Raw genomic sequence first — 24,091 nt, 5'->3', positions numbered from 1 at the left:
AGCTTTATGCGGACTGTTGAAGAGCAGTTAGCAATTATCACTGCTGCGGCGAGCACCCCGGAGCCGGTGCGCATTGCCATTTCTGATGCGCTGGGTCTGCGGTGTGCGGAGCGCGTGGAGGGCACGCAGAGCCTGCCCAGCTTCAACCAGGCTGCCATTGACGGTTTTGCTGTGCGCGCGGTGGATGTGCGCAACTTCCTCCAGGGGCTTCAGCAGGGGATTCAGGCTGAGGAGGAGGGCCAGCCGCCCCGCGCGGTGGAGGAGTTCCCTGTGGTGGGTGATATCTCCGCGGGCTCTCAGCGGCCGGTGCGCCTGCAGCCGCGTCAGGCTGTGCGGGTGGAAACGGGTGCCCCGCTCCCGAACTTGGCTGATGCGGTGCTGCCGCTGGATTGGGCCGAGTCCAATCGGCGGTGGATCCGCCCGCTACACCCGGTGAATAGTGGCGAGTTCGTCCACCGCGAGGGCTCCGATGTGCAGCCCGGCGATGTGGTGGTGGAGCAGGGAACCGTCATTGGCGCTGCTCAGGTGGGTCTGTTGGCCGCTGCCGGCCGCTCCAAGGTACTGGTCTACCCCAAGCCGCGCATGTCTGTGATGTCCTTCGGCCAGGAGCTGGTGGACATCGACCGTGACGCGGGCCTGGGTCATGTTTATGACATCAACTCCTATTCGCTGGCAGCGGCGGGCCGTGAGGCGGGCGCCGAGGTCAACCGCATTGGCGTGATCAACGGCGAGCCGCGGAAGCTGAAGGACCTCATCGAGGGACAGCTCATGCGCTCGGAGGTTGTGGTCATCGCCGGTGGCGTGGGTGGCGCCGCGAGCGACCGCCTGCGGGAGGTCGTGGGCGAGCTGGGTGAGATGGACGTCTCCCGCATCGCGATGCACCCTGGGTCCGTGTTGGGCTTCGGCCGGCTGGGCCCGGACGCGGTGCCCACGTTCCTGCTGCCGTCCAACCCCTCGGCGGCGCTGGTGGTGTTCGAGGTGCTGGTCCGGCCGTTGATCCAGCTGATTCGCGGCCAGAGGCAAGCGACCCGACGGGTGGTTCAGGCTCGGACGATTGCTCCGATTGAATCGGCGCCTGGGCGTCGGGGATTTATTCGGGGCCAGTTGATGCGCGATCGGGACACGATGGAGTTCCTGGTGGACCCGCTGGGCGCGGTACATCCGGGCGAGCCGACGCACCTGCTGGGCAGTCATGGCCAGGCAAATTGCCTGATCGTTGTGCCGTCCGACGCCGGCCCGATTCCCCCAGGGCACGTCGTCGATGTGATGTTTTTGAGTAATCAGAGCTAGAAGCGATGGTCCACTGGTTGGGTGACATTGTCGCCGAGCTGAGCGGCAGGCGGCAACGGGTGTCCACCCCGTATGTCCGCACGACGGGCCAGGATCCGGCGCTGGTGCGCCTGCGTGACCTGCGGCGCGGCGATGGGCAGCGCTGGCGTGAGCTGCGGCTGAGTAACGAAAAGCAGCTGCGGCCCGTGGAGCCCACCGTGGAGGGGACCTGGCAGGAGGCGCATACGCCGGGGCGGTGGCGGGATACCTATCTGTATCTTCAAGATGCGCGGCGTCACGGCAGTGTTTTTCCGTTGGTGATTGAGGCCGACGGGCAGTTTGTGGGGCAATTAACGCTCGGCACAATTCAACGCGGAAGTCTGTCCAATTGTTGGATTGGCTATTGGGTGGCGAAGGAATATTCCGGCCGAGGAATTGCCACGGCGGCCACCGCGCTGGGCACGGATTTCGCGATGAAGATGCTGAAACTGCACCGGGTGGAAGCCACCGTCCTGGAGAATAATTCCGCCAGCATTGCTGTGCTGCGCAACACGGGTTTTCGGGTGGAGGGCCGCCTGCAGCGCAATCTTCACATTGATGGCCACTGGCAGGATCACCTGTTGGTGGCGCAGACGGTGGAGGAAAGCACGCCGGGCGGTGTGGTTCATCGATTGATTAATACGGGGAGATTGCGGCCGGGTATGGGCTAAAGGTTGCCGCCATGGCGCAATAGCACAGCGCCATGACGTAATCGCACAGCGCAATTGGCCGGGGTTCGGCGTGGCAGGCAGCGTGAGAAAGATGGACTCGATACCGTAGAAATCATGTCTGGCTCTCTTCTGCTTATTGCTGTTGTCTGGCTGGTGCTGCTGGCCCCGTTGCTGCTGCGTAACCAGCGTCCTGTGCGCCGTACAGCACAGGCGCTGAATGAAACGCGCGTGATTCTTTCGGGGGGTGCCCAGAAGGATGAGCAGGAGGGTGAGTCTGCGCAGTCGGGCCGCCGGATGCCCACGCTGCGGAAGCTGAAGCCGTCCGAGAGCCTGTACAAGGCCTCCGACGATGAGGATCTGGAGCTGGTGGACGCGGAGCCGGAGTACATCGTCTTCGATGACGAGGATACCTCGGCACGTCCGGCGGGCCGCTTTGCGCAGATCGCTGCGCGTTGGGGTGCGTCCCGCGCTGAGAGGAAGGCGGAGTCCGAGCCAGCGGAGTCCGAGGTTCTGGACGCGGACGTTGTGGAGCCTGAGATCGTCGACGGAGAGATCGTGGACACGGAGCAGGCCGAGTCTGCCGAGCCGGACGTTGTGGATGCTGAGCTGGACACTGAGCACAACGCCGACTCTGATTCCGATGCCGAGGCTGATGCTGCGGATGCTGCCGATACCGAGGATGAGACCGACGCCGAGGTTCTCGTCGACGACAGCGCCGCAGATGACAACGATGCTGAGGACAATGCAGAGGCACTCGACGACTCCGACGACCGCATCGTCCTGCCGGAGGCCTACCTCCGTGGCGGCGATGTGAACACGGCCGTGGACACTGCCGATGACCTGGAGGAGCCACGCGTGGCCGATGAGCACGCGGACTACCTGACCCAGGCCCAGGCGATCGTGGTGGATGACTCCGATGAGATCACGGACGAGGACATCGCCTATGCAAACTCCCGCAAGGGACGCGGGGTGTACGATCCCGTGGCGTCGCAGCGCCTGGTGAAGCAGCGCCAGAAGCGCCGTGCTCAGGTGCTCATGGGCTTGGCTGTACTGACGGTCCTCACCGGCATCCTGGGTGTCACCGTGGGACACGTCACCTGGCTGCTGTTCGCGGCTGTGCTGGGCTTCACGGTGTTCTACCTGGTGGCCCTGCGCCGCACTGCCGTGGAGGAGGCTCGCCTGCGCCAGCGCCGCCTGACTCGCATGCGCCGTGCACGCCTGGGCGTGCGCAACGCCGAGGACGAGGAGCTGGGTATCCCGGATCGCCTGCGCCGCCCAGGCGCGATCATTGTCGAGGCCGACGATATGGACCCAGAGTTCCAGCACCTGAGCTACATCGACGGCGGCTACTTCTACGACAACGACGATCGCGACAACACCTACTACGATCACTCCGTCCGTGCGATGTAACCCCACGTGCGGCCCGCGTGTGAATCCCGTTAAGATACCCTCATGAATCACCCAGCAGTCCGCGACGCTGCACTGCTCGTGCTGCGCCTGGTCCTTGGCCTCATTCTGATTGGCCACGGTTGGCAGAAGATTTTCCTCCAGGGCATGGAGGGCCCCAACGGCACCATCGCTCAATTCCAACAGATGGGTGTGGTGCAGCCCCGCCTCAGCGCGTGGGGTGGCTCCATTTTTGAAATGCTGGCCGGCGCCATGCTGGTGGTGGGGCTGCTCACAACCGCCGTGGCGCTGGTGGCTGTCTTTTATTTCGCAGCAGTGATGTACATTGTGCACATCAGCCACGGTCTATTTGTGGACCATGGTGGTTTTGAGTTTGTGCTGTTGATTATTGTCACCTGCCTTATTCTGGTGGTGTTCGGTCCGGGCCGTGCGAGCCTGGATAAGGCGCTCTCGCGCTTTTCTTAAAGCTCTATATTTTTCGGCGGTGAATAATGGATTGTCAGGATGTCCGTGCGGCTCTTTCGGCACGCCTGGATGGCGAGCCGACCTCAGCGCCGGATGATGTGGTGGACGCTCACCTGGACGCCTGTCGCGAGTGCCAGTCCTGGTACGCCACGGTGACGGCGCTGGGACGTGACCTATACATCGGTGTGGCGGGCCAGCAGGACGAGCCCCAGCAGTCGGGCGAAGCCTTGGCCGATCAACTCTTGGCCACCCACGCCGTTCCCACCGGATCCTTCCGCAGCCGGCAGTACCCCTTGCTCATCGCCCGCATCGTTCTGGTGCTGCTGGCCGTGGTGAACATCGGCTGGGCCGGGACGCTGCTGTTTGGCCAGGTAGCCGGGCCTGTTGTGGAGAATCCGGAGTTTGCCCGTTATGTGTTCGACGCCGCCACGTACCGCTTCGCTCTTGCCGTGGGGCTGCTGTGCGCGGGTGTGCGGCCTGCGATGGCCAGCTCGATGCTCCCGATCTATCTTGCCCTGTGGGCCTTTGGTGCCGGCTTTGCTACCAGGAACTTGGTGTTCGGATTAGCACCGGAGGATAGTGGCGCCAACCCACTGTGGGGACTGGCCCTCAACCTCGCCGCGGTGGTGGCTCTGGTGGTGTGCTGGCTGGGCCGGCATCACCTGTTCACGCCGCTCAGCCAATCCTGGAAAACAGCCACAGCTCAGCCGCTGAGTTTCTCCAATAGTGACATCACGGGGCGTTAATTCTGCTCTAACTCCAGCTGGGGAGCCACAGCCGAAGCTCATATTCCAGGTCACTCAGCGGCAGGGCCGCATAAATCGGAAGGAAGAACAGGAAGTTCCACACCACCACGGTGGAATATCCAATCACAATGATCTGGCGCCAGCGCAGACTTAAGCGCGGAGAATTCCACACCTGACCCATGATCATCGCCAAGGTCATCACCACAAATGGCGCAAGATTCGTGGCATAAAACAGGTACATTTGCCGGTCCATTTGCGGTAGCCACGGAAGAAAACCGGCGGCAAAACCGATGACGGGAACAAGCCACATGGGCTGCCTGCGAATAACCAGGCACCACAGGGCCCACAGGATCGCTGGCACACACAGCCACCAGATCGCGGGCGTGCCGACCAGCAGCACCACGGTGTGCTTGCCCTGGGAACTATCCGGGTTGTAGTACATGAGCGACCGTGTGGTGGCCAGCCAGGACCACGGCTTGGACTCCCAGGAGTGGTGGTGGCCGTTGGAGTTGGTCAGCTCACTGTGAAACTTCAGGACAGAGACGTGGTAGTAGATGAAGTTCTGCACCGTGTCCGGCAGGAAACTCCATGCCCACCCATCTGTCCTCTCATAGCGGCCGGACTCCACCGCGTGGCGGAACACCCCGGATTCGGAGGCAAACCAGGAGCGCCAGGACAGCACATAGATCACCACGGGATAGATGACGGCCGCACAGAAGTGAGGGGGCACATCGAGCACCGCGGTGCCCACCAGTGGCTTGGATACGCCGAACCGGCGGCGTCGGAGATAATCGACGATCACCACGGTCACGCCGAAAAAGGCCATGTAGTACAGCCCAGACCACTTGATAGACAGGGCGCACCCCAGTGCCACGGCCACGCCAAAACGCCACCAGCGAAAGCCCATCCGCGGGCCGAACGGGTGATCGTGCACGCGCCCCTCGGCGTGCACGCGGCGGAAGCGGGCGGTGGTCTGGTGGGCGTCGCGGACGGCGAAGTAGGCGGCCGCCATCACGGCGAGAGTCTGCAGGTGATCCAGCATGCCGCTGCGTGCGGTGACGAACAAAATGCCATCGCACAGGGCAAACACACCCGCCAGCAGACCCACCAGGTGACTGCCGGACAGGCGCCGGGCAATACCCGCGATGAGCAGAATCACCGCCACACCAGCCAGCGCGCTGGCGACGCGCCAACCCCACGGGTTATAGCCGAAGATGTGCATGAACACGGCCATGATCTGCTTGGCCAGCGGCGGATGCACCACCAGGCCGAACCCGGGGTTATCCTCCATGCCAGGCAGGAAGGGATTGGTCCAGCTGCGAGCGATCTGCCAGGCCTGGGGGACGTAGTGCTTCTCGTCGAAGATGGGGGTGTGGCTATCGGTGGGGTGGTTCAGGCCGATGAGCCGGGTGAGGAACCCGAAGATCGCCAGGGTCAGCAGCGTGAGCCGCCAGGTGCGGGGGTTGTGAGGCTGGCGCGTGGCGAGCGAGGCGATCTTCGTGATGGGCACGCTCTTCAATATATCCGGTGGCCATTGTGTGGCAAGCTGTACCCATGGGAGAAATCGAAGGTCTGTTGGATCGTGCCCGCGCCAAGCGGCCCGTGGAATCCGGCGGGATTATGATCGCCGCCACGCCGCTGGGGGATCCGTTGGATGCGTCGATCCGGCTGATAGATGCCCTGCGCAGCGCGGACATCATCGCTGCGGAGGATACCCGCCGGACCCGGAGCTTGGCGGACGCCCTGGGTGTGGAGATCACGGGCCAGGTGGTGTCCAACTTCGACCACAATGAGTCCGAGCGCGCCGGGTGGCTGGTGGAGCAGGCTCAGCTGGGCAAGCGTGTGCTGGTGGTGACCGATGCCGGGATGCCGGCCGTGTCCGACCCCGGCTTTCCCGTGGTAGTCGCCGCGCACGAAGCCGGCGTGGCCGTGACCTGCCTGCCGGGCCCGTCTGCGGTGCCGACCGCGTTGGCCCTGTCCGGCCTGGGCGTGGGGCACTTCACGTTTTTGGGTTTCGCGCCCCGGAAGAACGGGCAGCGCAGGACGTTCTTTGAAAGCTTCGCGCAGGAGCCGCGGGCGGTGTGCTTCTTCGAATCGCCGCATCGCATCGCCGATACGTTGGCGGCGGGCGCGCAGGTGCTGGGGGAGCAGCGCCGGGCCGCGGTGTGCCGTGAACTGACGAAGACCTTCGAGGAGGTGCGCCGTGGCACGCTGGGCGAGCTGGCCGAGTGGGCCGCCGGCGGGGTTAAGGGTGAGATCTGTGTGGTGATCGACGCCGCCGCCGATGCGTCGGGCGATGTTGCCGTGGAGGACCTGGTGAGCGAGGTGCAGCGTCGGGTGGCTGCGGGGGAGCGGCTCAAGGCTGCGGCGGGAGAGGTTGCTGCGGCCCACGGGGTGAGTAAAAAGGCGCTGTATGACGCAGTGGTGGCGCTAAAGCAATAGCCCGAGCAAAATTCTCAGTAACTTCTCAGTTTTTGGGGTGATAGGGAGGCGAACAACCACCCAACCTGTGAAAACGCTGGGACTTGGGTGTTGGGCAGGTACCGCACAACCGTGTTGTCAGGGGCTTTCACGTGCTCTTTCGTTGAAAAGCTGCAGAAAAATCAGCACCCTGGAGGAATGACTGTTTCTCAAGAGAAGGGTTCGTCGAGCCCGAAAAAACTCGATCACACGGAGTCCGGCACCCCGGATGTGAATCCGCAGGGGCAGGACGTCGATACGGATGACACGGTACAGCTGGACGAAAACGCCAGCATCAACATGTCCGTGACCATCCCCGCCGCAGGCCTCATCCTGGCCGTTCTGCTGTGGGCATTGTTCTCCAAGGACAGCTTCTCCAGCTTCTCCAGTGCGGCACTGGACTACCTGGTCTCTGACTGGGGTTGGCTCTTCGTGCTGGTGGGCTCCCTGTTCGTGGCCTTCATTCTGTTCATTGCCTTTAGCCGCTTCGGCCACATCCGCCTGGGTAAGGACAACGAGTCGCCTGAGTTCTCCACTCCGTCCTGGGTGGCTATGATGTTCGCCGCCGGTATGGGCATTGGTCTGATGTTCTACGGTGTGACCGAGCCGCTGACCTTCTACCGCGACGGAGTGCCCGGATCCGAGACCGAGGACGTGTCCACCGCACTGTCCACCACCTTGTTCCACTGGGGTCTGCACCCATGGTCCCTGTACGCCATCGTGGGTCTGGCCATCGCCTACACCACCTACCGCCTGGGCCGTAAGCAGCTGCTCAGTGCCGCCTTCGCGCCCCTGATCGGTGAGAAGCGCGCCACCGGCGCCATCGGTAAGGCCATCGACGTGCTGGCTATCTTCGCCACGGTGTTCGGTACCGCCGCATCGCTTGGTGTGGGCGCTACCCAGATCGCGTCCGGTATGGACTCCGTGGGACTCCTGCACAACCCCGGCATCTGGACACTGGTGGGCATCATTGTTGTGCTGTCTGTGTTCTTCCTGGCCTCCGCCGCCTCCGGTGTGGGTAAGGGCATTCAGTACGTCTCCAACTTCAACATGGTCACCGCCGCGATCCTGGCGCTGTTCGTGTTGATCGTGGGCCCCACCGTGGTGATCCTGAACCTGGTTCCCACCACCCTGGGCTCCTACCTGCAGAACTTCTTCGTGAACGCCTCCCGCACCGCGAACTCCTCCCACGACGCGTCCTCCTGGTTGTCCTCCTGGACGATCTTCTACTGGGCATGGTGGACCTCCTGGTCCCCCTTCGTGGGCATGTTCCTGGCCCGCATCTCCCGCGGACGCACCATCCGTGAGTTTGTGATCGTGGTGCTGACCGTTCCCACCTTGGTGACCATCGTGTGGTTCTCCATCTTCGGTGGATCCGCGATGCACCTGGAGGAGATCGGCCAGTCCATCTGGGGCGACGGCGACCCAACCAAGCAGCTGTTCTCCCTGCTGGACACCATGCCTCTGGGACAGATCAGCTCCATCATTGCGATGATCCTGCTGGCAACCTTCTTCATCACCTCGGCGGACTCCGCCTCCACCGTGATGGGCACCATGTCCCAGCATGGCCGCGAGGTAGCATCCCCAGTGGTGTCCGTGCTGTGGGGAGCGCTGACCGCCCTCATTGCCGTGGTGCTGCTCACCACCGGTGGTGATGACTCCCTGAGCAACCTGCAGACCATCACGATCGTGGCGGCCTCGCCGTTCACCCTGATCATCATCGCGCTGATGTTCGCGATCCCGAAGGCCCTGTCCGACGACCCGCTGTACCTGGACCAGAAGGCGCAGCGCCAGTTCGCCCTGCGCGTGGCCAAGGAGCGTCGCGTCAACGAGCAGCGCCGCCAGAACACCCGCAAGCGCCTGGGCAAGCAGCACGGCCCATCGGCCGCGCCGGGCGAAGGCAACGGCTCTGCAGCCGTTGCCGCCGCCACCGCCGAGGCCGCGTCCAACAAGCACGAGGTCTTCGACGGCAACGAAGTGGTCGAGGTGGTGAAGGTTTCCGATATTGAGCACATCGTGGAGGCAGCCCAGCAGGCAGCCCGCGATGCTCAGGAGGCCTCCGATGCGTACATCGAGTACGCCGAGACTCACGACATCGACCCGAACCCCTCTTCCGACTCTGAGAAGAAGTAGCGGAAACAGTACACACAGCCCCCTCCGGAAAACGCGATCAGCGTTACCGCCGGTGGGGGCTGTTTGTACATTGCTTGAGCAGATCTAATATCCTAGACAGCATGTCCCAAAGCTATTTGATCTCTGTTGCATGGCCGTATGCAAACGGCCCCCGCCACATCGGACACGTCGCCGGATTTGGTGTTCCCTCCGATGTTTTCGCTCGCTTCCAGCGAATGTGCGGCAACGAGGTTCTGATGGTCTCCGGAACCGACGAGCACGGAACCCCACTGCTCGTCCAGGCGGAGAAGGAAGGCGTGACCGTCCAGGAACTCGCCGACCGCTACAACCGCATCATCGTCGAGGACTTGGCCGGCCTGGGCCTGTCCTACGACCTGTTCACCCGCACCACCACCCGCAACCACTACGCCGTGGTGCAGGAACTGTTCCGGGGCCTCTACGAAAACGGCTACATGGTCACCCAAACCACCCGCGGTGCCATCAGCCCCACCACCGGCCGCACCCTGCCTGACCGCTACATCGAGGGAACCTGCCCCATCTGTGGGGCCACCGATGCCCGCGGCGACCAGTGCGATAACTGCGGAAACCAACTGGACCCCGAGGACCTGATCGACCCACGCTCCAAGATCAACGGGGAAACCCCTGAGTTCGTGGATACCGAGCACTTCATGCTGGACCTTCCCGCGGTCGCCGAGGAGCTCACCGCGTGGTTGAAGGAGCGCAAGGACTGGCGCCCGAATGTCCTGAAGTTCTCCCTGAACCTGCTGGAGGACATCCGCCCCCGCGCGATGAGTCGCGACATCGACTGGGGTGTGCCGATCCCGATTGAGGGCTGGCAGGATAACAACGCCAAGAAGCTGTATGTCTGGTTCGACGCTGTCGTGGGCTACCTGTCGGCGTCGATTGAATGGGCACATCGCACGGGCAATCCGGAAGCATGGCGCACATGGTGGAACGACCCCGAGGCCGTGTCCTACTACTTCATGGGCAAGGACAACATCACGTTCCACTCCCAGATTTGGCCCGCTGAGCTGCTGGGGTACGCCGGCAAGGGCAGCAAGGGCGGCACGGTTGGTGAGCTGAAGGAGCTGAACCTGCCCACGGAGGTGGTCTCCTCTGAGTTCCTCACCATGTCCGGCTCCAAGTTCTCCTCCTCCAAGGGCGTGGTGATTTACGTCCGCGACTTCCTGAAGGAGTTCGGCCCGGATGCGCTGCGCTACTTCATTGCCGTGGCCGGCCCGGAGACCATGGACACGGACTTCACGTGGGACGAGTTCGTGCGCCGCATCAACTCCGAACTGGCCAACGAGTGGGGCAACCTGATCAGCCGCACGGTGTCCATGGCGCACAAGAACTTCGGGGAGATCCCGCAGCCGGGTGAGTTCCAACAGGAGGATCAGGCGCTGCTGGACGAGGCGCAGGCCGCGTACGATACCGTGGCCGCGGCGCTGTCCCGCTCCAAGTTCAAGGCCGGCATCACCGAGGCAATGCGCATCGCCGGCAAGGCCAACCAGTACATCGCGGCCACCGAGCCCTGGAAGCTGGCCAAGCTAGCCAAGGAGGGCGACGCCGCAGCCGAGCAGCGCCTTGCGACCGTGCTGTACACGGCGTTGCAGGTGGTCGCCGACATCAATACGCTGATGACCCCGTACCTGCCATTTTCCGCGCAGAAGGTCTTCGAGACCCTGGGCGGCGAGGGCCAGTGGGCGGCGCAGCCGGACGTGGTAGAGGTCGTGGATGATTCCCCACTGAAGCCCGTGGGTGCAGGCGTGCCGGAGGAAGGCCGCAGCTACCCCGTGATTATGGGTGACTACACCCAGCAGCAGGCGGTGTGGAAGCGCATCGACCTGAAGCCGGGCGTGCCGCTGTCCAAGCCGAAGCCGCTGTTCGCGAAGCTGGATCCGGAGCTGGCCCAGACCGGGCCGGAGTGGGCCCGGGTGGACGGCTAGGCTGCGTTAGTCAAACGAGGAGCGTGGGGCGCCGATACCCGGATCGATGGTGGGTTGTGGTCCCGCTCCCGGCCGAATATCAATGCTGAAAATGTCCACCGGAAGATACACGGTGGCGCAGGCATTGGGAATATCCACCACGCCGGAGAAGCGGCCCTCGATGGGGGCGGCGCCCAGCAGGAGGTAGGCCTGCTCGGGAGTCCAGCCAAATGTGGTGAGGTATTCGATGGCGTGCAGGCAGGCGCGCTGATACGCCAAGTGGGAATCCAGATAGCGCTGCTCACCATCGAGCGTGACGGACGTTCCCGAGAAAGCGAGCCATTGCGAATGCTGCGGCTCCAGATTTCCCGGCATGAAAATGGCGTTTTCCGTGACGTTGTATTTAGCCATTCCGTCCTTGATGATGTCCACGTGCAGATCGATGTAGCCGCTCATTTCGATGCCGCCGCAGAAGGTAATCTCGCCGTCTCCTTGGGAGAAGTGCAGGTCACCCACGGAGAAGTTCGCCCCATCCACATAGACCGGGTAGAACACGCGGGTTCCCTTGGAGAGGTTTTTGATGTCCTGGTTCCCGCCGTTTTCTCGTGGGGGAGCGGTGCGTGCTGCTTCTCGTGCGGCGCTGGTGTAGCGCTCGCCGGTCAGGCCTCCCAGGATGGCGTTGTCCGGCTCTGGCGGCAGTGCCAGGGGTGGCTCGCGCTCCGGGTCGGTGGCAATCAGCGCGGCTTCGCGCTGATTCCACCGCTGCAGCAGATCGTGGCTGGGGGCTGTTCCCATGAGGCCGGGGTGGATGATGCCGGAGAACTCCACGCCGGGGATGTGGCGTGACGTGGCCTTCTGCCCGCTGAAGTCCCACACGGCCTTGTATGCATCCGGGAACTGGTCGGTGAGGAAGCTGCCGCCGTTTTTCTTGGCGAAGATGCCGGTGTATCCCCACCCTTGGCCCGCCAGTGGTCCTTCCTCCTGGGGGATGGGGCCTACGTCGAGGATGTCCACGATCAGCAGATCGCCGGGTTTCGCCCCGGTCACGTGGAAGGGGCCGGAGAGGGCGTGGACTGTGGAGAGGGGAGCGTCGCGGATGTCGTCGGCGCAGTCGTCGTTGTTGATGGCGCCGTCGAACCATTCGCGGCAGTCCACGCGGAAGCTATCGCCGGGGTTCACGCACGCCACGGGCGGGATGTCTGGGTGCCACCGGTTGTGGCCCAGCTTTTCTTGGTCGGTAAAGGGCTTGGTGCTGTCGAGGGGGAAGATGTTCTGTGGCATGTGATGTCCTTATGCGCGGGGAAGCGTGCGGTGGAGAGGATTGGTGCTGACGGGGGTGGGGCGCCGATTCCCGGATGCAGGCACGGAACTCACCACATCGGGTGTGTGCGCGGTCTCCTTGGTGGCTGTGATCAGCGCGGAGTGGACCGGGTTGGACCGTGGCGTGGACGGCGCGCTGATGATCCGCGAGGCGGGAAGCGTGCACGTCGGGCACTCGATGCTCCGCTTGTTCTCTGCGATGGAAAACGGCCGTTCTGTCACGTGTCCTTCGGAGCAGCTGAATTCGTACCAGGGCATAAGGTCTCCTCACTGTCAGGCAAGATTGTTCTGTTGATATACATTCTTCCCCGGGTAAGGCCTTGTCGGGGTAAAAAACGGCTGTGTTTTATCAGCAATTCACAGAAGCGCACCCCATGTAATAGCGCCGATGCCCCGGCGAAACATGCGTGTAAAAAATAGTTGTTGTTACGCTGGGACGCATGGCCAAGAAGAAGTCCCGCCCCACGCCCGTTCCTCCCGAGCCGCTGCACCCCCTGTTCGACGCGCACACGCACCTGTATTCCACCGTGCGTAAGATCGTCGCCAGCCGCGGCGTGGAGATCAAGGGCCGGACGCTCACGGATGAGGAATACGCCACCGGGGTGCAGGAGATCATGGACCGTGCGCAGGCCGTGGGCGTGACACACGCCTGCACGGTGGGCGATGGCCTGGAGGAAACCGTCGCTGCCGTGCGCGCCGCGGAGATGGATCCGCGTGTCTATGCTGCCGTTGCCGTTCATCCGACGCTGGCCCACACCGTCACGGACCACGTAAAAACTCAGCTGGAAGACTTGGCGGCCCACCCGCGCTGCGTGGCGATCGGGGAGACGGGCCTGGACGAGTACTGGATCGGAAAAGATGAGGATACCGCCCCGTTAGAGGTGCAAGAGGAGATCTTCCGCTGGCACATCGACCTGGCCGTGCGCACGGGCAAGGCGCTGATGATCCACAACAGGGAGGCAGACCAGAACCTCCTGCGCGTGCTGGACTATGCTCCAAAGCCCGAGACGGTCATCATGCACTGCTTCAGTTCACCGCTGGATGTGGCGCGGGAGTTCCTGGAGCGCGGCTATGTGCTGTCCTTCTGTGGCAACACCACGTTCAAGCGCAACGAGGAGCTGCGCCAGGCGGCGGCCGAGGCGCCGCAAGGTCAGTTCCTGGTGGAGACGGATGCGCCGTTCATGACTCCGGAGCCGTTCCGGGGTGCGCGCAACGAGTCGGCGTATGTGGGCTACACGGCGCGCGTGGTGGCCGAGGCGCGCGGGTGTGCTCCGGAGGAGGTGGCGCTGCAGTCGTCGGAGACGGCGCGCCGGGTGTTCGGCCTGGCGTGAGTTCGGCCTAGCCTGAGTGCCCGGTCTAGCTTGATACTTATATCCTCACACCTTCCTGGGGGAGCGGATCCTGGGGCAAACGGGGTCCGTGAACATTCCTGTGACTGCAGTTTTCGCGCGTGACGCACCCTGATGTGAATTGACCCATAATTATGTTTTAAGGTTTGGCGTTCAGGTTTTGTTACCGTATTGTTACCTTAGTTCACTTGTTCCTGGCTGCACCCTCACGCACCCAGCCTGGAGAAACACCACAGTAAGCGAATCACCGGAAGGTCCAACACATCGTGTCACCAAAGAAGAAGTCACGCCTGCACCGCATCAATAAGACCAGCAACACCCCCATGCGCGTGGCTACCGGCGGCATGTTGGCCACCCTGGTTGTTGGTGGTGGCGTGGCCGTCGCGGCCCACAAGAATGTTGTCCTGGACGTGGACGGCAAGATCATCAACGCCTCCACCATGTCCGGTGACGTGAAGGGCGCCCTCCAGGCCGCTGGCGTGGAGATCGACGATCAGGATCTGGTCACCCCGGCGCTGTCCGAGTCCATTTCCGATAACTCTCACATCAAGGTTCGTTCCTCCCGCCAGGTCTCCCTGGTCATCGACGGCCAGACGCAGACCGTGAACACCACCGCGGATAACATCCGTGATCTGCTGAAGCAGCTGGGACACAACGACGCCGAAAGTCTCCTCTCCTCCGGTGCCTCCAGCAAGATTCCAGTGGATGGCATGAATCTGGACATCACCACGTCCAAGAAGTTCACGCTGAACAACGGCGGAAAGCCAGGCACCTTGAGCCTGCCAGCCCGCACCGTGGGCGAGGCCCTGGCGATGCACGGCAAGCCTCTGGGACCTGAGGACGTGGTGGAGCCACCGGCGGACACCCCGCTGACCGAGGGCATGCACATCGATGTCTTCCGCGTCACCGAGGGCGAGGAGACCGTGGAGCAGGACATCCCAGCACCCGTGCGTTACGAAGACGATCCGGAGATGAACGAGGGCGAAGAGAAGGTCCTCGACCCAGGCACCCCAGGCCGCGAGAAGGTCACCTTCAACGTCCGTCGTGAAAACGATCAGGAAACGAAGCGCGATGTCCTGAACAAGGAAACCCTGACGGAGCCAAAGGAGTCCGTGGTTAAGCGCGGCACCAAGAAGGTTGCCACGGTGGCCGCTTCGAACACCGGCGCCGCCGCACCATCGGTGGCGAACGGCTCCGTGTGGGATGCCATCGCTCAGTGTGAGTCCGGTGGAAACTGGGCCATCAATACCGGCAACGGCTACCAGGGTGGCCTGCAGTTCTCCCCATCCACCTGGGCTGGCTTCGGTGGTACGGAGTACGCTCCGGCCGCTCACATGGCCACGCGCGAGCAGCAGATCGCTGTGGCTGAGCGTGTGCGTGCGTCCCAGGGCTGGGGCGCCTGGCCGTCCTGCACCTCGAAGCTGGGTCTGCGCTAATAGCGCTTTTCATGCCGTGTGAAGCATAATGAGGGTTATGCCTTCTGCAGAAGAATCATCCTCCTCGCGCGTCCAGCTGCTTGGCCCCCCGCAGGTGCGGGAACTCGCCGAGCAGCTGGATGTCTCGCCGACCAAAAAGCTAGGTCAGAACTTTGTGCACGACCCCAACACGGTGCGCAAAATCGTCGCCGCTGCAGAAGTGGGCCCGGCCGATCATGTGGTTGAAGTCGGGCCGGGGCTGGGCTCCCTCACCCTGGCCTTGATGGACGTGGTGCAGGGCGTGACCGCCGTGGAGATCGACGCCCGGCTTGCTCACCAACTGCCTCTCACCTGCGCGGACAGGGCCCCCGCCGTGGCGGATACCCTAAGTGTGCTGCACCAGGACGCGTTGGCCGTCACGAAGGCGGACTTTGAGGCGGCAGACCAACCGATGCCGACCGCGCTGGTGGCGAACCTTCCTTACAACGTCTCTGTGCCGGTGCTGCTGCACCTGTTGGACGAGTTTCCCACGATCCACCGGGTGCTGGTGATGGTGCAGTTGGAGGTTGCCGACCGGCTGGCAGCCTCGCCGGGAAGCAAGATCTATGGTGTGCCGAGCGTGAAGGCTGGGTTCTACGGGTCGGTGACCCGGGCCGCCACCATCGGCAAGAATGTGTTCTGGCCCGCCCCGAAGATTGACTCGGGCCTGGTCCGCATGGACCGTTTCGATCCCCAGGACGCTCCGTGGGATGTGGACGATCAGCACCTGAAGAAGACCGTGTTTGCGCTGGCGGATGCTGCGTTCCTGCAGCGGCGCAAGACCTTGAGGGCGGCGTTGTCTAGCTACTTCGGTGGCGCCCAGGTAGCGGAGGACATGCTGGTGGCCGCAGGCATCGACCCAAAGGAGCGGGGAGAGAAGCTCTCCACCGCGGACTTTGTGCGGCTGGCGCAGGCTGTGATCGCGAAGGATCAGGCTGCCGGTTCCGTAGACGGCTCTGGCGACCGTTCAGCTGCTGGTTCTGGTGGGAAGGAGCGAACCCGATGAGTGTTACTGCCGTGGCACATGGCAAGGTGAACCTCCACCTGAGCGTGGGGGATGTACGGCCCGATGGCTATCACGAGCTCACCACCATCTTTCAATCGCTGAACCTGCGCGAGCAGGTGCGGCTGTCCGCCCCGGAGCCGGGCGAAGAACCGCAGCTGACAGTGGAGGGGCACAGCGCGCACCTCGTGCCGACGGATAGCTCCAACCTCGCGTGGCGCGCGGTGGAGCTTCTGGCGCAGCACAGAGAGCAGTACCGCGGGCAGTACCACGCCGAGGATGCTCCCGCATTCCCACACATCCACATCACGAAGGAAGTTCCCGTCGCAGGTGGGATGGCCGGTGGTTCGGCGGATGCGGCGGCGGCGTTGCGGGCCGGCGTCGAATATTTTGGGATGGATATTGACCAGCGCGAGTTGATGGGATTGGCCGCAACGCTCGGGGCGGACGTTCCATTCTGTCTGCTGGGTGGTACCGCCCTTGGTACTGGAAAGGGGGAGGAGCTGGTGAATGTGCCCACCCGCGGGCAGTATCACTGGGCCATCGCAACGGATAAGCGGGGGCTGTCCACGCCGACGGTGTTTGCGAAGCTCGACGAGCAGCGCGCGGCGAAGGACATGCCGCGGGCCGGGGCGCCTGATGGTGTGATGCAGGCGCTGCTCAGCGGGGATCCGCATCGGCTTGGGGCGCTGCTCGCGAACGATCTGCAGGCCCCTGCGATCAGCCTCATGCCTAGTTTGAGGGAGACGCTGGCGCAGGCGGCGGAGGCGGGCGCAATCGCGGCGATTGTCAGCGGCTCCGGCCCCACCATCGCCATGCTGTGCGACTCCGAGGAACACGCGGTGGACGTCGCCACGGCGGTGGCCGTGTCCGGCACCGCCAGCACTACGGCCGTGACCAGCTCGCCGGGTGTGGGCGCGCATCTGATCTAAGGCGCGTGCACGTTCGGCGCAGTTTAAAACCTTCCCAACACCCTTCCCAACAACCCCAGCGTTAGGAGACATGCCACGGTGGCAAACCTCATCAACCTCGAAAACGTCGACAAGTCCTACGGGCTCAAAACCCTGTTGTCGCAGGTCAGCCTGGGCGTGAACACGGGCGATCGTGTGGGCGTGGTGGGTCTCAACGGCGGCGGCAAGTCCACGCTGCTGAAGATCCTGGCGCAGTCGGACACCCCGGATTCCGGCCGCGTGTCCCACAACAATGACCTGCGCATGGCGATGGTCACCCAAGACGTGCTGCGCGAAGCCGTGGTGGATGAGGCGCACGCGCACATGACTGTGGCGGACGCGATTCTGGCGCCGCTGGGGCTGGAGGTCTACGAGTGGGCGGGGAACTCGAAAGTGCGCGCCGTGTTGAATGGGCTGGGCATTCCGGAGCTGGGGCTGGACACGCGAGTGCGGGATCTGTCTGGTGGCGAGCGGCGCAGGACGGGCCTGGCGGCCGCGCTAGTGCAGGACCTGGACCTGCTGATCCTGGACGAGCCCACCAACCACCTGGACGTGGAGGGTGTGCAGTGGCTCGCTGATCATCTGTTGGGGCGGAACACCGCGCTGGTGGTGGTCACGCACGATCGTTGGTTCCTGGATACCGTCGCCACCACCACGTGGGAAGTGCACGACGGCACGGTGGACATTTACGAGGGCGGGTATAACGATTGGACGTTCGCCCGTGCCGAGCGCGCCCGGCAGGCCGATGCGGCGGAGCAACGCCGGCAGAACTTGGCGCGCAAGGAGCTGGCGTGGCTGCGCCGCGGGGCGCCGGCGCGCACCTCCAAGCCGCGCTACCGCATCGAGGCTGCCGAGGCCTTGATCTCGGACGTGCCGCCGGTGCGTGACTCGGTGGAGCTCATGGCTTTTTCGGCGCGCCGCCAGGGAAAGAAGGTCATCGAGCTGGAGGACGCCACGCTGTCCACCCCGGATGGTCGCGTGCTGATCCAGGACGTCACGTGGCGCCTCGGCCCCGGCGAGCGCATCGGCCTGGTGGGCGTGAACGGCTCCGGCAAGACCACGCTACTGCGCGCCCTGGCCGGGGAAGCAGCTTTGGACTCCGGTAAGCGCATCGAGGGTCGGACCGTGCGCCTGGGCTGGCTGCGGCAGGAGTTGGATGATCTGGATCCCACCCGGCGCCTGCTGGACGCGGTGCAGGACGTGGCGAGCTATGTGATGTTCGGCGATAAGGAACTGTCCGCTTCCCAGCTGGCGGAGCGGCTGGGCTTTTCCGCGAAGCGTCAGCGCACTCCGGTGGGGGACCTGTCCGGTGGTGAGCGCCGGCGTCTGCAGCTCACGCGCGTGCTCATGGCCGAGCCGAACGTGTTGCTGCTGGACGAGCCCACCAATGACCTGGACATCGATACCCTCCAGGAGCTGGAGTCCCTCCTGGACGGTTGGCCTGGCACCATGGTGGTGATTTCCCACGACCGTTACCTAATTGAACGTGTGTGCGATAGCACGTGGGCTCTGTTTGGAGATGGGGCGCTCACCAATCTCCCCGGCGGGATTGAGCAGTACCTGCAGCGCCGTGCGGAGTTGCAGGCTGCGGCGGGGCGCAACGATAACGTGCTGGACATCGGCGCGGACCGCCAGGGCTCTGCGACCGCGGCTACCTCGTCGACCTCCGCCACCAGCTCCTCCAGCTCTTCGACCTCCGCCACCAGCCAGTCCAACAACGGCCTGAGCAGCCAAGAGGAACGCCAGCTGCACAAGGACATGAAGGCGCTGGAGCGCAAGCTCGCCAAGACGGAGCAGAAGATCGAGGACATCCATGCCCAGATGGCGGAGGCCGCTGACGTCTCCACGGGCGGGGCCGTCGATGCCGAGTTGCTGAGCTCCCTGGATGTGCAGCTGCAGGCCGCCACCGCCGAGCGCGAGGAGCTGGAGATGCAGTGGCTTGAGTTCGGCGAGAAGCTCGAGGGCTAGCGATGGCGCGTGATAAGTGGGAGGCGCACGTCGATTCTGTGGGCCTGCTGGTCGGTGCGCTGATGTTTGCCCTGTCGCTGACCCCGTCTATTCTGCCGCGTGATTGGCTGTTCCAGGGGGTGTGCGCGGGCTTGTCCGCGGGGACGGGCTATGCCGTGGGTGTGTTTGTGCATTGGGTGTGGAACTCTTGGCTGGAGCGTCGCATGGAACCCCGCCTGGAGGAGTTCAAGGGTGTGGCTGAGCGGGGATTTGATGCGGGTGCTGCGTGGTTGTCCCGATATTCGACGCCGAAGCGCCCGTCCGACGAGGCCGTCACAAAACTGAAGACCATCGCCGAGGCGGTTTTAGTACTACTGGTAGTTGTAGCCCTGATTCTGTGGTCGCTGTTTGCCGTGCACTGGCAACAGGAGGTCGCGGCACTGACGGATGCCGAGGCCTATAGCGCCGGGCAGTTCCTGTTGATACTACCGGTAGGACTAGGCCTGTGGGCTCTGCTGGTGCTGGTGGGCAAGGGATTCTTGAAGCTGGTGGATCGCCTGCAGCGCAGCCGCGTGGGTTCCAAGCTGGGGGAGAAGGGAAGCCAGATCTACGCCTGGATCGTGGCGTTCGTGCTGGTGTTGGTCCTGGTGGATTCCGTGCTGCCCGGTGCGATTGTGGGCGGTGCTGAGCGCGTGTTTTCCCTCAAGGATCAACAGATCCGGGAGGATCTGGAGCGGCCGACGGTTCCGGAGCGTTCGGGCAGCACAGCGTCGGAAAATGCGTGGGAGGACCTGGGCGGTTACGGCACCCGGTTTACATCTCTGGGCCTGTATAAGGATGAACTGGAGGAGCTCACCGGACGGCCCTCGAAAGAACCCATCCGGGTGTACGCGGGCCTGAAGGCCGGCAAGGACGACGAGGAACGGGCCCAGTCCGTGGTCCGGGAACTGGAACGCACGGGGGCGGCACACCGCAAGGCCTTGATGGTTGCCCCTGCCACGGGAACGGGCTGGGTGAACCCCACGGCAGCGCAGGCCTTCGAGCTCCTTTTCGATGGTGACTCCGCCATTGCCTCTGCCCAGTACTCCTACCTTCCCAGCGTGGTGCAGTTGCTCGCCGACCGGGAGCGCGTGGAGGAAGCCGGCGCCGCCTTGGTGACGGCAGTGGTGGACTGGTGGCAAACGCTCCCAGAGAATGACCGCCCGAAGTTGTATGTCTATGGCGAGTCCCTGGGCACCTCGGCGGGGGCCGGCGCGTTTTCGGGCTTGCGGGACATCGTCTCCTCCGTGGACGGGGTGCTGTGGCTGGGCCCGCCGAACTCCAACACGCTATGGCGGGACTTCGTGGACCGCAGGGATCCCGGTTCGCCAGAGGTGAGCCCGGAATATGCCGGCGGTTTGAGCGTGCGCTTTGCCCAGAATGAGGACGAGATCTGGCAGTGGCCGAAGGAAGACCCAGCGCTAGAGAGCCCACATGGGTGGCGCTTCCCGCGCGTGCTGTTTATCCAGCACCCCTCGGATCCGGTGGTGTGGTGGTCGCCGCGGCTGCTGTTTGAGGAGCCGGATTGGCTGAAGGAACCCCCTGGGTTTGACCGCTCCGCGTCCATGCACTGGATGCCGTTCGTGACCTTCTGGCAGGTCACCCTGGACCTGCCTGTGGCGGCCAATGTGCCGAACGGGCACGGGCACAACTATGGAAACTCGGTGCTGTCGGGGCTCATGGCTCTGGTGGGTGGCGAGGGCTTTACTGAAGCGCGCCGGGATCGCCTGGAGGCGGAGCTCAACGCTGCGATGGCTCACCAGGGGCCGGAAAAAGAAGTGGGTGTGAAGCAGCCATAGCCAGCGTGCGTCTCACGCATGCTGGCAGCCGAGCTGGAGGATCGTTAGGCTGGGACGCATGATTTTGATTAACGTGAAGTTCCTGCCCAAGCCCGAGTTCGTCGATACTTTCCGCCAGCAGGTCACCGAGTTCACTGAGGCAACTCGCGCCGAAGAGGGATGCCTGTGGTTTAACTGGTACCGCTCGGAGGAAAACCCTAACGAGTACCTGCTGTCTGAGGCTTTCAAGGACGGTCACGACGTAGCCCACGTGGAATCGGACCACTTCAAGAAGGCGTGCGTGGATCTGCCGAAGCTTCTTCTGGAGACCCCGGAGATCATCAACACCACCATCGAAGGAAAGACCGAGTGGGACCGCATGGCGGAGTTCCAGGTCTAAGCACTGTCTGCCTTACCTGTAAGCCGGCGAACGCTGACTTACAGGTGCATCACGCCCAAGAGCGTGAGAAGAATGGCGATGGCCCAATTGCACGTGCGCTCGTGGCGTTGGAGCACACGTTCAGGCAGCGGCTTCATCGCTGCCACCGCAATAAATAGGACGAGTGGGGTTGAGATCGCCAGGCTTGAATACGCCAGCGAGAAGTAGTGGGCCTGCAACTCCTCCTCGTTGCCCAGCGCATACATGATGCCGCCCCAGAAAGGCAGGGACGTCAAGGATTGGATCAGTCCGGTAAGAAACCCGAGGCCAAGAAGCGCGACAATATTGCGGGAAAAGGACCCCAAAAGCTTTCGCGCGCCGGCCAGGATGGATTTCCCTTTCCAGGTTCCGTACAACGCCACAAGCCCCAATGCGATAAAAGCCAGGCCAAAGAAAGCAGATTCCAAAACCACTGCGGGATCAATCGCACTGACGTGAAGAAGTGAGAGGATCACCCCGCACGCCGCAAGTATGCCCAGGTAGTCGGCGCAGAGAACCAGCGAGGCTTGCCCCACAAACCTATTCCGTTGGTCTCCATGAGTCACCCTCAGCAGGAATATGAAGGCAAACAGCAGAAGGTTGAGGGAATCGATGAGTGCGAAGGGGGCTACCGCACCGAGGAGGGAAAGGTTCATCGCTAAAAAGAATACGCGAGGTGAGCCGGATTGAGAATACGCGAGGCCGACCGGATTGGAGAGAATCCCCGGGTGGAATACAGTGAGAAGTATGAGCAAGCCTGCGAAACTAGACAAAGCAAAGTATGAAAAAGAGCTTGAACGCCTTCAAGCCGAGCTTGTAGAACTCCAGCAGTGGGTCGTGAAGACCGGAGCGCGTGTGGTCATCGTGATGGAGGGCCGCGACGCTGCGGGTAAGGGATCCGCCATCAAGCGCATCACCCAATACCTCAACCCACGAACCTGCCGCGTGGAAGCGCTGCCCGCCCCGAACTCTCGGGAGCAGGGGCAGTGGTACTTCCAGCGCTACATTGAAAAGCTTCCAACTGCGGGCGAGATCGTGATCTTCGACCGCTCCTGGTACAACCGCGCTGGTGTGGAGCGTGTGATGGGCTTCTGCACCACCCAGGAATACCGCCGTTTCCTTCACCAGGCTCCCATCTTCGAGCGTTTGCTGGTGGAAGATGGCATCATCCTGCGGAAGTACTGGTTCTCCGTGTCCGACGAGGAGCAGATCAAGCGCTTCAAGTCCCGCCAATCCGATCCGCTGCGCCAGTGGAAGCTGTCCCCCATGGACCTGCAGTCCATCACCCGGTGGGAGGACTACTCGCGTGCGAAGGACGAGATGTTCGTGCACACGGACATCCCGTCCGCCCCGTGGTACACGGTGGAGTCCGAGGACAAGAAGCGCTCCCGCATCAACGTGATCAACCACCTGTTGAACACCATCCCGTGGGAATACGTGGAGAAGAATGTTCCGTCGATCCCCGAGCGCCCGGAGAACAAGGACGATAAGTATGAGCGTCCAGCGCGCACCAGCTTCCGTTATGTTCCGGATGCCGCCGCGGCGCTAGAGAAGAAGCCGAAGAAGTCTAAGAAGACTAAGAGCTCTAAGAAGTCCAAGAAGGCCAAGAAGTCCGAGCAGAAATAGTCTATTTTTGCTGCCCGAACATCGTGAGTGTGCCACCATGGAAGGCATGATTACTCACGATGACTTCAGGGCATTCACACAGGGCCGGTGTGGCGTTATTGAACTCAACAGGAGCAAGGCCCTCAACAGTCTGACGGTAGACATGATCCGTGGTATTGATCAGGCGTTGGATCTTTTCGAACAGGACAGCTCCGTCGACGTGATCGTCATCGCCTCCAGCACGGAGCGCGCCTTCTGCGCGGGAGGGGACGTCCGTTGGGTCCGGGAGCGGGACCTGGACGGCGACTTCGAGGCCGGCAATACCTTCTTTGAGGAAGAGTACCGTCTGAACTCCCGCATGGCGTCCTTCCCGAAGCCCCTGGTTGCCCTGCTCAATGGGGTGGTGATGGGCGGCGGCTTCGGAATCTCCGCGCACGGATCCCACCGCCTGGTCACCAGCACCACGCTGGGTGCGATGCCGGAGGCAGCAATTGGATTTGTGCCCGACGTCGGGATGTCGCACGTGCTGACGCACCTGCCCGTGGGCAAGGAAATCGGGGAGTTCATCGGGCTGACCGGATGGCGTTTGAGCCCCGCGGACATGCTGTGGACGGGGTTGGGAACTCATTTGGTGGAGAACCCGGCGTCGATTGTGGAGGAGCTTCGCGAGGACGACATTGAGCAGGTGCTGCAACGCCGAACCCTGCCGGTGGAGGAGGCGGGCGAGAGTCAGTTGGCGAGCCACGCGGACTTTATCCGGGAAGCGTTGTCTCATGACTCGTGGGTGGACGTGGAAGCCGCGCTGCGCGACGGCGTAAGCAACACTGAGCTGAGCGAGGAGTTCCGCAGCGCGCTGAAGGACCAGCTGGACTCGGCGAACCCGACCAGCCAGGTGGCGGGCTTTGAGATGTTTGAGCGCGCGGCGGCCGTGGATGTGGATACGGCGCTGCGCAACGAGCTAACCGTGGGGACCGCGCTGCGGCACCAGCCGAACTTCGCCGAGGGCGTGCGGGCTGTGCTGGTGGACAAGGACCGGACCGCGACGTTTGATCCGGCGGAGTCCTCAGCGGTGGATGCTGCGGCGTGGCGGGAGCTACTGGACTGACGTGC

21 protein-coding genes are annotated in these 24,091 nt (G+C 63.3%); 17 read left to right on the top strand and 4 right to left on the bottom strand.

What is annotated here, in order from left to right; translation table 11 throughout:
- Nucleotides 1-6 precede the first annotated feature (6 nt).
- The 5 genes from glp (at nt 7) to IAU67_RS06970 (ending at nt 4,597) form a co-directional block, all read left to right on the top strand.
- Nucleotides 7-1,290 carry a molybdotransferase-like divisome protein Glp gene (glp, locus tag IAU67_RS06990; RefSeq protein ID WP_151841970.1) on the top strand — a complete coding sequence of 428 codons (1,284 nt, stop codon included), beginning with the start codon at nt 7-9 and terminating at the stop codon, nt 1,288-1,290.
- A 5-nt stretch (nt 1,291-1,295) separates the two neighbouring features.
- Nucleotides 1,296-1,979, top strand: a complete 684-nt coding sequence (locus tag IAU67_RS06985) for a GNAT family N-acetyltransferase (RefSeq protein WP_151841969.1) — start codon at nt 1,296-1,298, stop codon at nt 1,977-1,979.
- A 114-nt stretch (nt 1,980-2,093) separates the two neighbouring features.
- Nucleotides 2,094-3,389: a divisome protein SepX/GlpR gene (gene sepX, locus IAU67_RS06980; RefSeq protein WP_151841968.1), complete on the top strand. Its 1,296-nt coding sequence runs from the start codon at nt 2,094-2,096 to the stop codon at nt 3,387-3,389.
- A 42-nt stretch (nt 3,390-3,431) separates the two neighbouring features.
- A complete protein-coding gene (locus IAU67_RS06975) occupies nt 3,432-3,851 on the top strand; it encodes a DoxX family protein (protein WP_151841967.1) in 420 nt (139 codons plus the stop codon).
- 26 nt (nt 3,852-3,877) lie between these two features.
- Complete coding sequence (locus tag IAU67_RS06970; RefSeq protein ID WP_151841966.1) at nt 3,878-4,597, top strand: zf-HC2 domain-containing protein; 720 nt, start codon at nt 3,878-3,880, stop codon at nt 4,595-4,597.
- A gap of 7 nt (nt 4,598-4,604) precedes the next feature.
- Here IAU67_RS06970 and IAU67_RS06965 read toward each other — a convergent pair whose 3' ends face one another.
- On the bottom strand, nt 4,605-6,107 hold the full coding sequence (locus IAU67_RS06965; RefSeq protein ID WP_342355610.1) for a dolichyl-phosphate-mannose--protein mannosyltransferase: 1,503 nt from the start codon (nt 6,105-6,107) through the stop codon (nt 4,605-4,607).
- 44 nt (nt 6,108-6,151) lie between these two features.
- Here IAU67_RS06965 and rsmI point away from each other — a divergent pair, with 44 nt between their 5' ends.
- The 3 genes from rsmI to metG all read left to right on the top strand — a co-directional run bounded on the left by rsmI (nt 6,152) and on the right by metG (nt 11,139).
- On the top strand, nt 6,152-7,039 hold the full coding sequence (gene rsmI, locus IAU67_RS06960) for a 16S rRNA (cytidine(1402)-2'-O)-methyltransferase (RefSeq protein WP_151841965.1): 888 nt from the start codon (nt 6,152-6,154) through the stop codon (nt 7,037-7,039).
- A gap of 177 nt (nt 7,040-7,216) precedes the next feature.
- The gene (locus IAU67_RS06955; protein WP_151841964.1) at nt 7,217-9,190 is read left to right on the top strand and encodes a BCCT family transporter; all 1,974 of its coding nucleotides are present in this window, start codon (nt 7,217-7,219) and stop codon (nt 9,188-9,190) included.
- A gap of 101 nt (nt 9,191-9,291) precedes the next feature.
- Entirely contained in the window at nt 9,292-11,139 is a 1,848-nt protein-coding gene (gene metG / locus IAU67_RS06950; protein ID WP_151841963.1) for a methionine--tRNA ligase, read from the top strand.
- A 6-nt stretch (nt 11,140-11,145) separates the two neighbouring features.
- Here the strand turns inward: metG and fmdA are convergent, their stop codons facing one another.
- A complete protein-coding gene (fmdA, locus tag IAU67_RS06945; protein WP_151841962.1) occupies nt 11,146-12,399 on the bottom strand; it encodes a formamidase in 1,254 nt (417 codons plus the stop codon).
- Between the two features lie 9 nt (nt 12,400-12,408).
- Nucleotides 12,409-12,696 (bottom strand): FmdB family zinc ribbon protein, encoded by a 288-nt coding sequence (locus IAU67_RS06940; protein WP_151841961.1) that lies wholly within the window; start codon nt 12,694-12,696, stop codon nt 12,409-12,411.
- 182 nt (nt 12,697-12,878) lie between these two features.
- On the opposite strand from IAU67_RS06940, the gene IAU67_RS06935 reads away from it, so the two are divergent.
- The 7 genes from IAU67_RS06935 (at nt 12,879) to IAU67_RS06905 (ending at nt 21,358) form a co-directional block, all read left to right on the top strand.
- Nucleotides 12,879-13,769 carry a TatD family hydrolase gene (locus IAU67_RS06935; protein ID WP_151841960.1) on the top strand — a complete coding sequence of 297 codons (891 nt, stop codon included), beginning with the start codon at nt 12,879-12,881 and terminating at the stop codon, nt 13,767-13,769.
- Between the two features lie 284 nt (nt 13,770-14,053).
- The gene (locus IAU67_RS06930; RefSeq protein ID WP_151841959.1) at nt 14,054-15,223 is read left to right on the top strand and encodes a resuscitation-promoting factor; all 1,170 of its coding nucleotides are present in this window, start codon (nt 14,054-14,056) and stop codon (nt 15,221-15,223) included.
- 37 nt (nt 15,224-15,260) lie between these two features.
- Nucleotides 15,261-16,247: a 16S rRNA (adenine(1518)-N(6)/adenine(1519)-N(6))-dimethyltransferase RsmA gene (rsmA, locus tag IAU67_RS06925; protein ID WP_151841958.1), complete on the top strand. Its 987-nt coding sequence runs from the start codon at nt 15,261-15,263 to the stop codon at nt 16,245-16,247.
- Nucleotides 16,244-17,176: a 4-(cytidine 5'-diphospho)-2-C-methyl-D-erythritol kinase gene (locus tag IAU67_RS06920; RefSeq protein WP_151841957.1), complete on the top strand. Its 933-nt coding sequence runs from the start codon at nt 16,244-16,246 to the stop codon at nt 17,174-17,176. The genes rsmA and IAU67_RS06920 overlap by 4 nt, the downstream gene beginning before the upstream one ends.
- 78 nt (nt 17,177-17,254) lie before the next feature.
- A complete protein-coding gene (locus tag IAU67_RS06915) occupies nt 17,255-19,162 on the top strand; it encodes an ABC-F family ATP-binding cassette domain-containing protein (RefSeq protein ID WP_151841956.1) in 1,908 nt (635 codons plus the stop codon).
- A gap of 2 nt (nt 19,163-19,164) precedes the next feature.
- Entirely contained in the window at nt 19,165-20,979 is a 1,815-nt protein-coding gene (locus tag IAU67_RS06910; protein WP_151841955.1) for an alpha/beta hydrolase, read from the top strand.
- Between the two features lie 58 nt (nt 20,980-21,037).
- Nucleotides 21,038-21,358 (top strand): putative quinol monooxygenase, encoded by a 321-nt coding sequence (locus tag IAU67_RS06905; RefSeq protein WP_151841954.1) that lies wholly within the window; start codon nt 21,038-21,040, stop codon nt 21,356-21,358.
- Nucleotides 21,359-21,396: 38 nt separating this feature from the next.
- Here IAU67_RS06905 and IAU67_RS06900 read toward each other — a convergent pair whose 3' ends face one another.
- Nucleotides 21,397-22,032, bottom strand: coding sequence for a hypothetical protein (locus IAU67_RS06900; RefSeq protein WP_151841953.1), 636 nt, complete (start codon nt 22,030-22,032; stop codon nt 21,397-21,399).
- 91 nt (nt 22,033-22,123) lie between these two features.
- Here IAU67_RS06900 and ppk2 point away from each other — a divergent pair, with 91 nt between their 5' ends.
- Together ppk2 and IAU67_RS06890 are read left to right on the top strand one after the other, a co-directional pair.
- Nucleotides 22,124-23,002 carry a polyphosphate kinase 2 gene (ppk2, locus tag IAU67_RS06895; protein WP_151841952.1) on the top strand — a complete coding sequence of 293 codons (879 nt, stop codon included), beginning with the start codon at nt 22,124-22,126 and terminating at the stop codon, nt 23,000-23,002.
- Nucleotides 23,003-23,048: 46 nt separating this feature from the next.
- Nucleotides 23,049-24,086 carry a 3-hydroxyisobutyryl-CoA hydrolase gene (locus IAU67_RS06890; RefSeq protein ID WP_187767877.1) on the top strand — a complete coding sequence of 346 codons (1,038 nt, stop codon included), beginning with the start codon at nt 23,049-23,051 and terminating at the stop codon, nt 24,084-24,086.
- Nucleotides 24,087-24,091 lie beyond the last annotated feature (5 nt).

This window comes from Corynebacterium zhongnanshanii (genome assembly GCF_014490575.1).
Lineage (GTDB): Bacteria > Actinomycetota > Actinomycetes > Mycobacteriales > Mycobacteriaceae > Corynebacterium > Corynebacterium zhongnanshanii.
This window is presented reverse-complemented; position numbering and strand designations above follow the sequence as displayed.